General features: G+C 59.0%; 11 protein-coding genes. 10 read left to right on the plus strand and 1 reads right to left on the minus strand.

Annotation, left to right across the window (positions count from 1 at the left end):
• Positions 1-353: 353 nt before the first annotated feature.
• From BYZ73_RS15135 to BYZ73_RS15180, 10 genes are all read left to right on the plus strand, one after another.
• The gene (locus tag BYZ73_RS15135; protein ID WP_181498072.1) at positions 354-2,498 is read left to right on the plus strand and encodes an AAA family ATPase; all 2,145 of its coding nucleotides are present in this window, start codon (positions 354-356) and stop codon (positions 2,496-2,498) included.
• A gap of 188 nt (positions 2,499-2,686) precedes the next feature.
• The gene (locus BYZ73_RS15140) at positions 2,687-3,931 is read left to right on the plus strand and encodes a dsDNA nuclease domain-containing protein (protein WP_181498073.1); all 1,245 of its coding nucleotides are present in this window, start codon (positions 2,687-2,689) and stop codon (positions 3,929-3,931) included.
• A complete protein-coding gene (locus tag BYZ73_RS15145) occupies positions 3,928-4,485 on the plus strand; it encodes a hypothetical protein (protein WP_146746311.1) in 558 nt (185 codons plus the stop codon). Before BYZ73_RS15140 ends, BYZ73_RS15145 begins: the two co-directional genes overlap by 4 nt.
• Positions 4,482-6,392 carry a coiled-coil domain-containing protein gene (locus tag BYZ73_RS22425; RefSeq protein WP_146746312.1) on the plus strand — a complete coding sequence of 637 codons (1,911 nt, stop codon included), beginning with the start codon at positions 4,482-4,484 and terminating at the stop codon, positions 6,390-6,392. Before BYZ73_RS15145 ends, BYZ73_RS22425 begins: the two co-directional genes overlap by 4 nt.
• A gap of 321 nt (positions 6,393-6,713) precedes the next feature.
• Positions 6,714-7,784: a DNA (cytosine-5-)-methyltransferase gene (gene dcm, locus BYZ73_RS15155; RefSeq protein WP_281269487.1), complete on the plus strand. Its 1,071-nt coding sequence runs from the start codon at positions 6,714-6,716 to the stop codon at positions 7,782-7,784.
• A complete protein-coding gene (locus tag BYZ73_RS15160) occupies positions 7,777-8,256 on the plus strand; it encodes a very short patch repair endonuclease (RefSeq protein WP_245943173.1) in 480 nt (159 codons plus the stop codon). Before dcm ends, BYZ73_RS15160 begins: the two co-directional genes overlap by 8 nt.
• On the plus strand, positions 8,253-9,881 hold the full coding sequence (locus BYZ73_RS15165; protein ID WP_112316592.1) for an ATP-binding protein: 1,629 nt from the start codon (positions 8,253-8,255) through the stop codon (positions 9,879-9,881). Before BYZ73_RS15160 ends, BYZ73_RS15165 begins: the two co-directional genes overlap by 4 nt.
• 1 nt (position 9,882) lies before the next feature.
• On the plus strand, positions 9,883-10,716 hold the full coding sequence (locus BYZ73_RS15170) for an HNH endonuclease (protein WP_112316593.1): 834 nt from the start codon (positions 9,883-9,885) through the stop codon (positions 10,714-10,716).
• The gene (locus BYZ73_RS15175) at positions 10,713-12,533 is read left to right on the plus strand and encodes a DEAD/DEAH box helicase (RefSeq protein WP_112316594.1); all 1,821 of its coding nucleotides are present in this window, start codon (positions 10,713-10,715) and stop codon (positions 12,531-12,533) included. The genes BYZ73_RS15170 and BYZ73_RS15175 overlap by 4 nt, the downstream gene beginning before the upstream one ends.
• Positions 12,530-12,973, plus strand: a complete 444-nt coding sequence (locus tag BYZ73_RS15180) for an EcoRII N-terminal effector-binding domain-containing protein (protein WP_112316595.1) — start codon at positions 12,530-12,532, stop codon at positions 12,971-12,973. Before BYZ73_RS15175 ends, BYZ73_RS15180 begins: the two co-directional genes overlap by 4 nt.
• Positions 12,974-13,055: 82 nt before the next feature.
• On the opposite strand, the gene BYZ73_RS15185 is transcribed toward BYZ73_RS15180, so the two are convergent.
• Positions 13,056-15,170, minus strand: coding sequence for an AIPR family protein (locus tag BYZ73_RS15185; RefSeq protein ID WP_112316596.1), 2,115 nt, complete (start codon positions 15,168-15,170; stop codon positions 13,056-13,058).
• Between the last annotated feature and the right edge of the window lie 205 nt (positions 15,171-15,375).

Genomic DNA, 15,375 nt, shown 5'->3' on the forward strand with positions numbered 1-15,375 from the left:
AATTGCGGCCGGTTTGCACCTTACAGCAAGTCTCTCACGGATTTTGCCGATCTGGCTTGCCGATCTTCAAAGGACCGGATGGGGCACTTGCGGACACCGGCCTTTTTTCCGAGCGCAGCTCGAGACCGTGACCCTGGTCATGGGCTGACGCCGCCATTGCGTACGGCTGCGGCACATTGCGATTTTTCCCGGTTCCAAACCGGTACAAGCGCGGGATTTTTCCCGGACCGCCCCGCGTTTTTCAAATTTAATTGCAAAAACAGCGTGTTGACTCCATCCCGCTCTTCTGATCGGTCAGCACCGCGATGGAGTCGATGCCCGGCACCCATGCAGATGGATTTAGGAGAAAGCTGATGAGCCACGAGTTTTTCGGCACCAGGAGTTTCGGTCCGGACGATGCGGTAACGAGCGGCCATCGGTCCCATGGTACCGCCAATAATGAGTCCAGGGCAGTTCCCTTTTCATCGGAGATTTCCGCAGCCGGCCTGCCGGAGCCCGTCTGGCTCTCCTTTGCGGCCGAAGTCGTCGAGCGTCTGCGCTCTGTCGAGCAGGCCAATGCCGTCGTTTTTTCGTCCGGCGACGGCAAGGACAACAAATGTTACCCGACCGTCACGCAACTTCTGCTCGCCCTGCGCCTTGCTGAAACCTTTGGCAGCCGCCGGGCCGTCGACTCCTGCCTCGCGCCTCAGGCTCTCACAGTGTTGTCCGGACTGCGGCTTGCGGAGGTCAAGCCGGTGTTGGACGTGCTGGACTACGGCCTTCTCCCTGCTGGAACCCGGACGCTGACCATGTCGCGGCGGTCGCCCGGCATCACGCCTGATCTGGTCCTGTGCGCCCCAGAGACCGACGGCCATGAAATCAGCCGGTTCAACCTTCGCACTTTTCTCGAAGATCTGGTGAATGCCTTCGATTCCCGCGTCCCCGTCCTGATCCTCTGGCCGGATGTGGAAGAACTCCCGGCCGATATCGCTCGATTTCTCCCGGCACCGCTCAGGCTGGTGCCGACCGACCGCGCGATCCTGCTGGCGCTTCTGCGCCTGACCCATGGCGATCCCGGCACCTTCGAGGCGGGTGAAATCCTTGCGGCCCTGCCGGACGATCGCGCCTTGGCCGATCTGTCTCCTCTCGCCCTCAGGGCGGCACTCCGGGCGTCCTCCGCGTTGGGGGTGGCGCGTCAACTGGCAGATCTTCTACGTCCCGCAGCCAAAGTGGGACCAAACCTTGACGATCTCTCCGGAGATGGAGAGGCCCTGGCCGCAGCCCGGCGGCTGGTGGAGGATCTCGGGCTCTGGAAAGAGCGCCGGATCAAATGGAATGAGCTTTGCCGATCCATGCTGATGTTCGGTCCGCCGGGAACGGGCAAAACCTGGCTTGCGCGGGCCATGGGCGCCAGCGCCGGCGTCGACTTCATCGCCACCAGCTTCGCCGAGTGGCAGGCCGCCGGTCACCTTGGCAACATGCTGGCCGCCATGCAAAGGAGCTTCACCGAAGCGCGCCGGAAATCGCCCTCGATCCTGTTCATCGACGAGATCGACTCGGTCGGATCCCGGCTCAGCGGCGACCGGCACGGCGCGAATTATTCCCACCAGGTCATCAATGGTTTCCTCGAGCAGATGGACAGGATTTCGAGGGAGGAAGGCGTGATCGTCATCGGGGCCTGCAACTTTCCCGAGCGGATCGATCCGGCGGTGCTGCGGGCCGGGCGGTTCGATTTGAAGATCGAGGTTCCTCTGCCCGACGGCGATGCCATTCTCGGCATGCTGAGGCGCAGTCTGGTGAACGATTTTCCTGAAGCGGAGATGCGCGCCCTGGCTCGGTCGGCCATCGGCCGGAGTGCAGCGGATGTCGATGCGGCGGTCCGGAAGGCCCGAAGTGCTGCCCGGAGCGCAGGACGGCCGCTTCGCATCGAGGACATCCGCGCGGAGTTTGCGCCGGCCGGCGCCGTCACAGAGGCGGTCGAATGGCGCACCGCCGTACATGAATGCGGGCACGCCTTTGCGGCCACCGCCTTCGGCCGCGGCTCGATCGAGCGCCTCACGCTGACACCCGAAGGCGGAATCACGACCCGGATGCCGGTCGACGACGAGGGCCTGCTTGCCGAAATAGAGTCGGAGATGGCCTATCTCATGGCTGGCCGGGCGGCTGAACGGGTGGTTTTTGGTGAGGTCTCTGCCGGGGCGGGCGGCCCGGAACATTCTGATCTGGCCAAGGCCACCGCGTTGGCGGTCATGTTGGACACCCGGTTCGGCTTGGGGGCATACGGCTCCCTCTGGATCGACGCGAGCCCGGATGTGCTTCTGCGCGATCCTGAGGTTCGCGATCGCGTCCGCGCGAGGGTCGATGCGGCGGAGGCGCGGGCCGGAGCTCTGCTCGCTGGGCACAAGAACCGTCTGGAGGCCATGGCCCGGGTCCTCGTGCGCGAGCGACTGCTGGCCGGCAAGATGCTGACGGATTGGCTGGCGCCGTTGTCGGGTGTCGAGTGTTCGAGCGACGGGTAAAGTCAGGCTGAACAGCCCGGTTCACCCAGATCGAGCCGATCCAATCGCTTGCACGGGGCCTCAAAGGCAACCAAGCCTCCGGCAGTGGTGTATAACGATGTGCTGCAATTGGACGCTGGAGAGACCATGCTCATTGACAGCAGGCCGCAATGCTTCCACCCTCAACGGCCCTTGAAGGAAGCGCGATCATGCGGCTACAGTCTTCGCGGGGGTTGAAGCGGCTTTGGTGCGAAGAATATCGAGTGGGGTGGTATCGCTTGACGGAATCTGAACCGCAAGCCCAGCAAGTTACATCGTGGCCGTCCGTTGACAGCGTCCCTCCCGTAGAAGAGGGCGGGCCGATCGCGCGCCGAGGCTTCACCTATCAAGACGAAATTGCCGTCGGGTTTCTCTTGGAGATGATCGCCGACGAACAGCTGACCAAGATCCACTTTGAAAGCCATGACGACCTGGTTCTTGTCAGGTCACCGATGTCAGGCACAACCTTGCGCGCTGAATACGTTCAAGTAAAGGCCGGGGAGCCGGAAAAACTTTGGTCGGTTGCTGACGTGTGTCAGCGGAAGAAGAAGGAAGTTGGAACATCTATCTTCGAAATTTCACTTGGGCGTGACAGACATGCGGAGATTTCGAGCTTCCGAATTGTGACCCTCCGCCCCATTATGGCAGCATTGATGCCGCTAAGTTACCCATTCGGAGCGGAAGGAAGGGACCCAAGCTGCGAGACCATGGTATCCCTTCAGATGGAAATGGATAGCCGGTGTCCTGGTTGTCAATCCCGCAAGAGGAACGGCTCCCGGTATTGGCTTGAGAACTGCTTCTGGGATGTGCGTCACGACTTTCACGCAGTCGAAAGAGCCAACAGACTGCAGATTTTTGAGCTTGCTCAAAAATCTGGACAGCCGCTTCTAATCGAGCAAGTTGATGTTCTGCTCAATGAAATGCGGGCTTGGGTGAAAGGTGCCGGCGATGCAAAGTGGCACCCGGACAAAGCCAAAAAGATCGTCCATAGGGATCAGGCGGTTGACTGGTGGAGAGGCAGACTGACGAAACTGGCGCAGGTGAATGTGGCATCCGGCGGAGCACTTGCGGAAAAAATGGCGGATGCCAGTATTCCAAGCGAAGTGCTCGCTATGGCGATCGAACTCCGCCTTGACTACGCCGCAAAGGTTCGAACGCCGACTTACATGCCGCCAGAGGAATCCGAGGATCTCCAGGCTCGAGTAAAATCTACCGTTCAATCCCTAAGTGCCGACTTGGCAGCCGGCATTCTCGATCTTAGCGGCGCCCAGTTTCATGCACTCTGTTTGCAAAAATTGGATGCCTTGAACAACGAACGGCCTGTTGGCGCGAGAGATCAGGGTGCATTCCTGAAAGGATGTCTTTACGATATTGCTGATCGGTGTCTGCTTCGCTTCAATGGGCTGCGGACATGAAATCGCTGAGCCGCCTAGGCTTCCGCCCCGCAAGTCTTCCTCTCGCCGCCGACGATATCCTCGAGTTCCATGCAGCACGATTGCTGCTATTGATGTATATTTGTGGAACTTCCGGTCGCATTGACGGTCTCACAAAAATGGCAAAGCTCGACTTTTTTGTTCGCTATCCGGACTTCTTTCAGATTGCATGCGCAGCCATCGACAAGACCAGCGCGCAACCGCCGGCGAGCGATGCTATCGAATCCTCCATGATCCGCCACCACTATGGCCCATGGGACAAGCGATATTATCAGGTTCTTGGCCACCTCGAGGCGAAGGAGCTTATCACGGTGACAAAGCACAAACAGTCTTATCAGATTGCACTCTCCGCTCTTGGTCGGGAAACGGCCAAGGCTCTGGCTGAGAGACCTTCCTTCCAGGGGCTCGTCAAGCGACAGCGTGAAGTTAAGAAGGTGTTCGGCTCCAAATCCGGCAATGCTCTCAAGGATTTGATTTACCAACTTTTCGAGAGACAGGTGGCAAAGCGCGCCTTGGGGCAGGTCATTATCAAATGACACGTAAACATCTTCATTTCTCCCGTCTGTATCGCCGTTTAGCTACAGGAAATAGCGAGTCGCTTTGGTTCCAGCCGGGCGTAAACGTGTTGGTGGGTTCGCCGAACACGGGCAAGACGAAATGGCTGCAAACGCTGGACTTCATCCTCGGAGATTCTGGAAGCAATCCATATGAGTCAACAGATACAGAGGGACTTTCAGAAAAATATGATGCAGCCGGTGTGCTCTTGCACATCGGAGATGAAATCTTTGAGATCGAACGGCGCTGGAAGGAAGCAGGCGCTAAGGGCAAGGTTTATGTCGACGGCACCGCGATGCTGGCAGCGGACTTCCAGCATTGGCTCATGAAAAGGCTTGGGATTCCGGTCGTCAACTTCCCTAAAGGCAATCCAATGTCGGGCCAGACCTGGCCCGAGCTCAGCTTTCGAACCCTATTAAGGCACATCTATCGCCAGCAAAGATTTTGGGGCGGGCTAGTTGACCAGCAGTCAGAGGCAGAGATTCATGCCTGCCTGCTTCTGTTCCTGGGACTGGCCGATGACGTGTTCAGCAAAGACTATGGCGAACTCGTTCGGCTTCGACTTGAGTCAATGCGGCTCTCGGCCCGTCGGGAGCATTATGGCCAGACACTGAACGATCTGGCGTCTGGTCTCCTTGACGCGGAAGACATTGGCCTTGGCGTTAGTGAGACTACCATATCAGCGTCCCAGAAGAGGTTGGCCGACAACATCGCTCAACTTCATGAGAAACGTCTTGTGATTCTTGCTGACGCAGGACGGGGTGCCGTGCCAGCGGCTGAACAATCACGCCTGATTTCTCTCAGCCAAGCTCATGCACAAACTCTGAGTGACCTTGAAGCAGCAGAAGAAAAGCGGACGGCGGCAGAAGAGCGCCTGCGCGAGATCCACCGATACAGGCAAGATTTGGCGGACGAGTTTGAGCGAATGGCGCGTGCGGCGGACGCCGGTGAGGTGCTTTCGGATTTGCGTGTGACCCATTGTCCAGCGTGCGACCAATCAATTAGATCGTCCCATCAATCAGAGCGCTGCTTCGTTTGCCATCAGGCACTACCGGATGATCCAGAAATAAAGGGTTTGGGCGCGGTTCGCCTAAAATTCGAGCAGAAACGACTGTTGGGCGAGTTGAAGGAGGCCGATGAGCTGCTCAATGTTCTGCACCGAGATGTCCAGAAGCAAATTGCCGAAGCTCGAACCGCCAAGGAAAACCTGAGGCGGATCGACGTCGAATTGGCCCCCGCACGTAACGCTGTGTCTGCACTTGCTCAAGCCGAAGTGAGCGCCGTAGACATAGCAATTGGCCAGGCTGCTGAACGTGCCAAACAAATGGATCGGGTAACCGCTGCACTGGAACTGGGCAAGGAGCTTACCGCCAAGATAAAGGCTATAGAAGACGAAATCGCCCCGCTTTCGGAGAAAGTCAACGATGCTGTGCGGGCAGTCGACTTCGACGAGGCGGCCCAGTGGCTCGAAGAAGGGATGAACGCATATCTGGATGCCCTGAACCAGCTGCGGCCCAACACTTGGAAGCACAGTCGCATTGAAGTCGACCTTTCCAAATCCAGTTTCAAATTCCGGGTTGGACGAAAGAAATGGCAGGGCGCTCTCGGGGGCACAGATTCGCTCTATTTTCTCATGTCATACCACTACGGTCTTTTGTCGCTCAGTTCCCGGCGAGGGACGCATTATCCAGGAGTTTCGATTATTGACGTTCCCGGCGAATTCTCAGGCGAAGCCATCGAGGATAAAGAAAACTTCATCGTCCAGCCCTTCATCGATCTTCTGCACGACGAAGCGTATCAGCATGCTCAGCTCATAATCACGGGAGCTTCCTTTACAGGTCTGATCGGCGCACACGTTCAGAAGCAGACCTTCATCTATCTGGCTTGAAGGTAGTCCCTCAGGGTAACGTATATCCATGAAGGCCGCCGGGCCATTGCGATGACGGAGCGTGGAAGTCCGGAGTTGACACTCGAAATGCGTAAACTGGATGGCTTGTTTGAGAAGATCGATCTCGCAGGCAGCAGGATCTCGACTGCCAGATGCCATCGTACATTTTTGATCTGAGGCCCGTTATCCACACCCTTGAGTGGTGGCGACGCAGTAACGACCTGGATTCTTTCTCTGACATCGGTCATGTTTCGGAGAGATATGGGTGTCTTCGCTGCTGACTGCAGAACGCCGCTATCGATGTGTGAAGAGGAGAATGAGATGACTGATCAAACAGCCTTCCGGTTTGTGGACCTCTTCGCGGGGATCGGCGGCTTGCGGATCGGCTTCGAGTCTATCGGTGGCCGCTGCGTGTTCACTAGCGAGTGGAACAAGTTCTCGCAGCAAACCTACCGGGCAAACTTCGAGGATGACCATCCCATCCATGGCGACATCACGAAGATCCACGAGGATGACATCCCCGAGCATGACGTGCTCCTCGCCGGCTTTCCGTGTCAGCCCTTCTCGATTGCAGGGGTAAGCAAGAAAAACTCGCTCGGCCGGGCGCATGGGTTCATGGACGAGACCCAGGGCACGCTCTTCTTCGACGTTGTCCGCATCCTTGCCCGGCACCGGCCGAAGGCGTTCCTGCTGGAGAACGTCAAGAACCTTCTGTCGCATGATCGCGGCAACACCATGCGGGTGATCCTGCACGCCCTTAATGAACTCGGCTACATCGTCGACTACAAGGTTGTGGACGCTCGTCACTGGGTGCCGCAGCATCGCGAGCGCATTTTCATCGCGGGTTTCCGGAGTGACATCGGGACCAACTTCTCGCTGGACGACATCGTTCGCCCGACCGCCGGCAACCCCCTCCTGTCGAGCATCCTCCATCCCGAGGATGGCAGCGAGACCGTGGAGCCACCCTATACCGTCGGCCCCCACGCGAAAGTGGCCGCCAAGTACACGCTGACCCCGAACCTGTGGAAGTACCTCCAGAACTATGCCGCCAAACACAAGGCGGCGGGTAATGGCTTCGGGTTCGGCCTGTGCGGCCCGGACAGCGTCGCCCGCACCCTCAGCGCCCGCTACTACAAGGACGGGTCCGAGATCCTCATCGCCCAGCCCGGTGGCATTCCGCGGCGACTGACCCCGCGTGAATGCGCGCGCCTGATGGGCTTCGACCGGCCGGGATCGAACCAGCCTTGGAAGATTGTGGTGTCTGACACGCAAGCCTATCGCCAGTTCGGCAATGCAGTGGCGGCCCCGGTGGCGATTGCCATCGCCGAAGCGATGGAGCCTTGGATCCGGAACACCGTGGCGCTGCATCCGAGGAGGAAACTTCTTGCGTGATAAGGTTCCCATGAGTCGATCCGAGATGATGTCCCGGATCGGCCCGAGGAACACCACGCCGGAGATGAAGCTTCGGCGGGGACTGCACCGGGCCGGCTTCCGCTTCCGCCTGCACCGCAAGGACCTGCCGGGAAAGCCGGACATCACCTTGCCCCGGCACCGGGCAGTCATAAGGGTCCAGGGCTGCTTCTGGCACATGCATCCCGGGTGCAAGAACTTCCGCATTCCGAAGTCGAACACCGCGTTCTGGGAAGAGAAGATCGCCCGAAACGTGGCACGGGATGCGGAGCAGGCCCAAGCGCTTAATCAGCTTGGGTGGCGTGTACTTACTGTCTGGGAATGTGCGACCCGGACGATGCACGCCGAAGACCTGACTGCGGTGGTGGCTGAGTGGCTGCTGGGGTCGGCGGAAAGCGGAGAGATTCCGGAGACTGTCTCCGCGGCCCAAACGGAAGAAGGAATGAGTGGATGAATGACCTGATCAATGACCCCAATGCCGCGCGCCTGATTTTCGGCCTCCGGGACACTGGATACAACGTCAAAACCGCAGCTGCCGACATCATCGACAACTCGATTGCGGCAGGGGCATCCGAGATCAACATTGACATCCAGCTCCTTGCCGACGGCCGCAAGATCGTCAGTTTTGGTGACAACGGACACGGCATGGACGCCACCGGGGTCTGGAATGCGATGCGATACGGTGCCGACAAGCGCCAGGATGCGAAAAGCCTGGGAAAGTTCGGACTTGGCCTGAAGACCGCCTCGAGTTCCGTCTGCAAACGCTACAGCGTGATCTCTCGGATGGATTCCGACGCCGAACTCGCAAAGCTGACTTGGGACCTTGAGCATGTTGAGCGGCAAAATGCCTGGGAAATGCTCCGACCCGAGGTCACTGCCGATGAAAGCGAGTTGTTCGAGCAGCTTTGCGGGCCTTCGGGCGCTTTGGTGGTATGGGAACACTGCGACCGCATCCTGTCCAAGGACTATGCCCCGGGGACGAAGGAACAGGCGGCCATCAAGAGGATGTCCGAGGCACTGGCCAAGCATATATCATTGGTTTTTCATCGTTTTCTCGATGAGAATGATGATCGGGAAAGAAACGTCACGATCCGCATCAATGATGTCCCTGTCCCCCCTTGGAATCCGTTCTACCCCCAGAGATCCGAGCAGGTGCTTGCCCCGAACAAGCAGAAACTGATCGTTGAGCTTCCCGACGGCAGCGAGGAAACCGCGGAGATCAAGGCGTGGATCCTGCCGCACCGCAGGGACATGGAGAAGGAGGAGGAGGCACAGTTTGCCCGAATCTCCAACCGTGCGCAGGGCTTTTATGTTTACCGTGAGGGGCGGCTGATCCAGGACGGTGGCTGGATGGATGTTTTCGGTGCGCCGGAGCCCCACACGTCGCTTCTCCGCATCGAATTTGACTTCTGCCATGAACTGGACGAGGCGTTCAGGATCGACGTGAAGAAGTCGAGGATCCTGTTCCATCCTGATCTCGAGGACGGGCTCAGGAAGTTGCTCCAGCCTGTCTACCGGGAAGCGGGCGCCAGATATCGGCGTGAATCGCGGGATGACGCCAATCAAAAGAGGACCGTCGACCACAGCAGCGCGAACAAGAACATCTCCAACACGCCGAACACCGCGAAACCATTGGTGACCGGCGTGGATGCCGCGACCCAGACCGCCGAGGTGAACAACAACCGCGGCGTCAAGATCCGGATCAAGGCGCCAATCCAGAACGACGTCAGTCCGGATTCGATTCATATCGAGGCTGTTACCACGATCACGAACGGTCATCTGTGGGAACCAGCTTACCGCAGCCCGGGAAGTTCGGAGCACGTGCCAGGGGTCCTGCTGAACAAGCATCACGATTTCTACCAAAAGATCTATCAGCGGGCCGCCGCCAACGGCTATGCTGTGGAGGGCATGGACCTTCTGCTTTACGCGTTTGCGATGGCTGAGCAGAACAACACGGATCCGGAACTCGAGCCTGTCTTCGAGGACATCCGAGATGAAATCTCGACCAACCTGCGGAAGCTTCTGCGGAATGTGCCGGATCCTGAGCCAGCCGAACTGACCGAGCCCGACGAGGACTGAAATGCTATCGGCGCGGCAGGAGCTCATCCGGATCGAACTCGAGACCGGCACCGGCGCGGCGATCGGTATGGCGGTCGATCCCGGTGGTCTACGTACCGGTCTCCGTATCTGGTTTGCCGATCTCGATGAGCGCCACGGGCCGATCGCAGAATTGCGTCCGTACGGCCTGAAAGGCTATCGGCTGACCCTCGGCTTCGGGACGTACGCGGGCGAAGTGGTGCGGCAGATCCAGTCTGCGAGTGAAGAAGATATCGGCCTTGCGCGCGCCTTGGTCGGGTCGATCGATCCAGGCGTCGATCTCGATCTGGACGGACAGGATGTCGCCACCTGGCGGATACTCTCGGGGACATCCCGGATCATCGCTACCGCACGAAACCTGCCCGCCGATGCGGATACCGCGGTGACCAAGGTCTGCAAGGACGTGATCGTGCCTCTCATGGCTGCCATGGCCGAGTTGATCGGCTATGATGTCATTGAGGACGACGAAACCACCGGCGCCGAATATGAGGGCGCCATCCTGATGTCGACCATCCGGCGTCGTGAACGCAATCCCCGTAACCGCCTGCTCTGCATCCGGTTGCATGGCGAAAAATGCGCCTGCTGCGGCCTTGAACCGCGTGAAACCTACGGTGACGCCGGCGGGATCATCGAAGTGCATCACCTGGAAGCGCTTTCAACCTTGTCGGCGCCACGCCGGTATGATCCTGCGAAGGATCTGGCTCCGCTCTGCCCGAATTGCCATCGGGCTGTCCATACCCGCCGGCCTCATCCCTTCACGCTGAAGGAACTGAGGAAAATGATGGGCTTGGACGGCGGCGAGGAGGCCACCGGATGATGGATCCCGCAGTTCTGCCAATCGCCTTTGCTGACCTTGCCATTGCGAAACCCGAAGGTTTCGCGATTTCGGAGCGCGTTCTCGAGCCTGTCATTCTCATTGAACGAGCCGACGGTCGGATCATTGCAAACCTTGGTGGTCGGCGGGTGGTTAAGGGGCAGCAGTTTCTGTTTCCGGCTCCGTCGCCTTTGCATGCGTGGGTCATCGATGGCGGGACCATCCGTCCCCTTCCGACAGATGCGCCGGAACTGATGGCGCGGTTACTGGGCGGAGACTCCCCGGACAACATCACCTATCCGACTGCGATCCGACTGCTTCGGTCCTCCTCCGACGAGATGGGTGTCCACGCAGCGCCTGATGTCATGCATGCGGGGAACGTGGCCGCTGAACGGCTCGAAGCGGAGATCGACATTCCCGGTCTCCATGCCGATCTCTTCCCCTATCAGGCGCGTGGCGTGCAGTGGATGTGGGAAACCGTAAACCGGACCGGGGGCCTCATCCTTGCTGATGAGATGGGCCTGGGAAAGACCCTTCAGATCATTGCGCTCCTGGTGATGGATCCACCGCAACCATCTTCTCCCGCGTTGATCGTCTGTCCGACCAGCTTGATTGCGAACTGGGTCCGGGAGTTCGCAAAATTCGCGCCCGGTATCAGTGTAATGGTGCATCGAGGGGCGCACAGGGCTGGCATTTACCGTGACCTTCAGGTGGCGAACGTGGTGATCACCACCTACGAGACAATGGTCAACGACATCTCGATCATGTCCTCCTTCGAGTGGTCATGGGTGATCTGCGACGAGGCACAGGCGATCAAGAACCCGCACTCCAACCGCCGAAAGGCAATTGTCACCATACCGCGCCGGCGCTCGATCCCGATGACCGGTACGCCCGTCGAGAACACGCTGCTCGATCTCTGGTCGCTGGCGGATTTCGCCATTCCGGGCATGCTCGGTGACCGCAGTGTTTTCGAGGTCGAGTTCCCGGATACGGTCGAGGCGGGTCAGAAACTCGGGACGCTGACGGACCCGGTGATCCTGAAGCGTCGCGTTCGTGATGTCGCCACGGATCTGCCTGAGCGGATCGACATCGATCTGCCAATCGAACTCGATGAACAGCTGGCGCGGCATTATGAAAACGTGCGTGACGAGACGCTGCGGAAATATCCCGTTGCCGGCCCGCTCGTGGCCACGCTTCAGCTTCAGCTTGTCTGCGCCCATCCTTGGCTGCGGGCTCCCGATGAAGGAGCGTCGGAATGGGACGATGCGGGCATAACGGATGATGCGGGACTGCCTCTGATCACCCCCAAGATGGAACGGGTGATCGACCTTTTGCGCGAAGCTTTCCTGAACGGGCACAAGATCATAGTCTTTGCACTGTTCAACCGTATCGGCGACCTTCTGCGACGTGCTTGCAGGGACTTCATCGGCGTCCACTGGGACGCGATCAACGGCTCGACCCCGCAGCAAGACCGGCAGCCGATCGTCGACAGATTCTCCGCTTTCGAGGGCGCCGCCTGCCTCGTCCTGAACCCCAAGGCCGCAGGCGCGGGGCTGAACATAACCGCTGCGACGGTGGTCATCCATTTCACTCCCGTTTGGAACCCTGCGCTCGAGGCGCAGGCCAGCGCCCGCGCGCATCGCCGCGGGCAGACCGAACCTGTCACGATCTACCGGTTGTTCTACAAGGACACGGTCGAGGAAGTGATGATCGACCGCTCCGCGTGGAAGAGTGATCTTGCAAACGAGACCGTGCCCGTTTCCAGCCGCGATGTGGAGGATCTTAAACGGGCACTCGAGATAAGCCCGGTGAAATCATGAGCAGCCAGACATTCATCAAGACCCTCAGCGCGAACGACGTCGGAACCACCGGCGGCCACATGGGTGGCATACTCGTGCCAAAAGGCGACGGCGAACTGCTCGCCTTCCTGCCGAAACTTGACCCATCGGTGTTGAACCCGTGCGCGTGGATCGACTGCAAGACGCCCGAGGGAGATATCCTTCGGCTCCGGTTCGTATATTATAACAACCGGCTTCACGCACCGAAAGGCACCCGGAACGAATACCGGATTACCTATCTGACCAAATTTCTTCGGGATGCCGGTGCCAAGGAAGGCGATACATTCGAGATAACGAAGGACAATGACGCCGATCACTACAGTATCCGCGTGATTACCCGCGAAATGGCGGAACAAGCCTTGGACGACGACGATGGACCGGTCAGGATCAAACTGGCCACCGGGTGGCGACGCGTGCATTGACCTGCGGGCCTCGTCCCATTCAATGTCGGGAGCTTTAGCGAGGAAAGGGGATATCCAGATCAAGGATAGTCTTTCGGACGCCTCAGTGAGCCCTCGCCGCGGTGGAGATCCTGATCCTCGGAGTCTCGTCCTCATCGACATATCCCTCGTCCCGCGCGCGTCCGAGGATTTCCACGGCCAGAACACATTGCCGCTCTGACGGAAGCCTCCGGTCCTGCTGGGCGCAGGCCTTCAGGATCCCATCATCCTTCATGGAGAACAGCCGGTTCGGAGCCGCCCATTGCCGAAGCCGATCCCAGAACGCTCCACCGAGCGAGATGACCTGCGCCTGTGCCTCGATACCGGACACCATGGCCTCCTCACGGCGGCCATCCCGCTGCGCGGCCTGTGCATCCTCCGGCTCGATGAGATAGTCTTCGAGGTCGTCTCCATACTCGACTGACGCCCTCATGACGGCGGCTTGGCAAGCTTGTTTCTTGGCCCATTCAGTGATGTTGCGGATGCCGCTTTCCGGTGAGGTGATGATGCCTGCCGCCACCCGACAGGCTGAAAGCAGGGCTGACATCATCGCTTCCGGAACTGATTGTGAATTCCACACAGCGTCGAGGTCGAGTACCCGGTCCCTTGAGTCAACATCGAGGACAAGCTTGGCAATTCCGTAGGTGACGATGTTCGCCCGGTAGCCACCGGGATACCATTCCTGTCTGGGGGTGGCTCTCTCCAAAGCTTTGAAAATGATGATCTTCGCGACCAGGCGCTTAAACCAGACTTCATCGTATTTTCTGTCGCTTGCCGACCATGAGGCCCCGATCTCCGCGGCGAAGGCGGCGAAGTTCTTCTGCGCACCCTTGCTGACCGTGTCGGGTCTCTGTCTGAAAGACATTTCGACCTTCGCAAGATCGGTTTTGGCGAAGAGCTGGGACTTTGGATGTTCATTGTCGAACCGCTTCCGATCGGCAGGCGGGAGCTTGTTCCGTTCAACAAGGTACTGGCCTCGGGCCCGTTCATAGAACCAACGGGTCTGCCGGCTGGCGCCCTGAGCCGGCGGCGCATAGACCCGCCGCGAATACCCCTCCATCCGCATGTGGAACGGGTGGTTCGAGAAGAAATCGGCGGCGCTGACCTTGTTCTGGCTGTTCGCGTATTTCGAGATGTTGGGCACCACCTGTTCCGAGGTGTCCGCCGGCACGACCGTCAGTTTCATCTGGACATGGATCCGGTCCAGGGTTTCGGGGCTCTGTTTCAGTGCAGCATGGAGCGACGCCGTCGTCTGCCCCCCGTTCACGATCTGCAGGTTTCTCGCGGACAGGATGCGGATTCCGGCACCGTCCGCCTCGGTCTGGATGCTGTCGGCTGTTGCGGAGAGGCCGTTGTTGTAACTGAAGAACATCTCGGGTTCGCTCTTGATGGTATCCCGGATGCCCTCGTTCACGGATTTTCGGCGGGCCTGGATGAAGCTTCGGATGTTCGACTCCAGAACTCGCGCGCCCCATTTGTCATAGATATCGGCGAGCTGTCGGCCATTGATTACCGCAAGGTAGGACGGGAAGGCTGTTTCAGGTCCCGAGGCGGCCAGAGCCGGCAGGGCGCTCCCGAAATCCTCGGCGAAGTTCACAACGATCTTCTCCTTCGAGCCCGTCGTCTCGACACGGTGCAGTCGGCTCAGATCCCAGATGTTGTAGGTAACCGGGATTCCCGCGATCGTTCCCGCCAGGACGGCATCCGTGCGGGCGCTGTAGATGCCATTCGTGACGAGTATCAGCTTGATCTTCGCCAAGGCCGGCCAAGCGTCCGAGATGAGCGTGGCGGCACCGAACTCCGGGGCCCCGAGTTTAAGGTCATCCCTGAATTCACGGCGTCGGGCCGCGGTCACGAAGTTGACCAGATGCCCGAACAGTTTCTTTGCATCTGCGGCATTCAGTGTCGGAGGAGTTTCTTCTTCGAAGACCTCGCAGACTATCACGCTCAGGACGCCGTCCGTATCGCGGGGGTCCCCGCCAAGCCCATCAATTCGAAGGGTCTTCCCGGACGCTGATCCGCGAAAATTGAACCGGTCGGAGGTTTCGATTTCGCCTTCCGCTTCCAGCGTTGAACAGAGCCGCTCGAATGCCGCATCCCCGATCGTGCCACCAGTTGCCTCGGCCTCATCTCTGATTTCAGCGAGAAGGTCTACGTGGAATTCAAGAAGGTCGTCCATGCATACCCCATCTCAGAAGCACAATGGTTTCACGGACATCATCCGCAGCCCATAAAATACGGAAGTTCTTTGATGCCGCCAATTCCGAACTCAAATGCCACTTCTTATACATGTGGATAACGATATTGGATCATCCCTAAATCACTTGGAAACTGCAGATTCCGGCCATGGGAGCGGAAAGTCTTGGCATGGGCCACAATCAGCT

This window comes from Rhodovulum viride (assembly GCF_003265965.1).
Taxonomy (GTDB): domain Bacteria; phylum Pseudomonadota; class Alphaproteobacteria; order Rhodobacterales; family Rhodobacteraceae; genus Rhodovulum; species Rhodovulum kholense.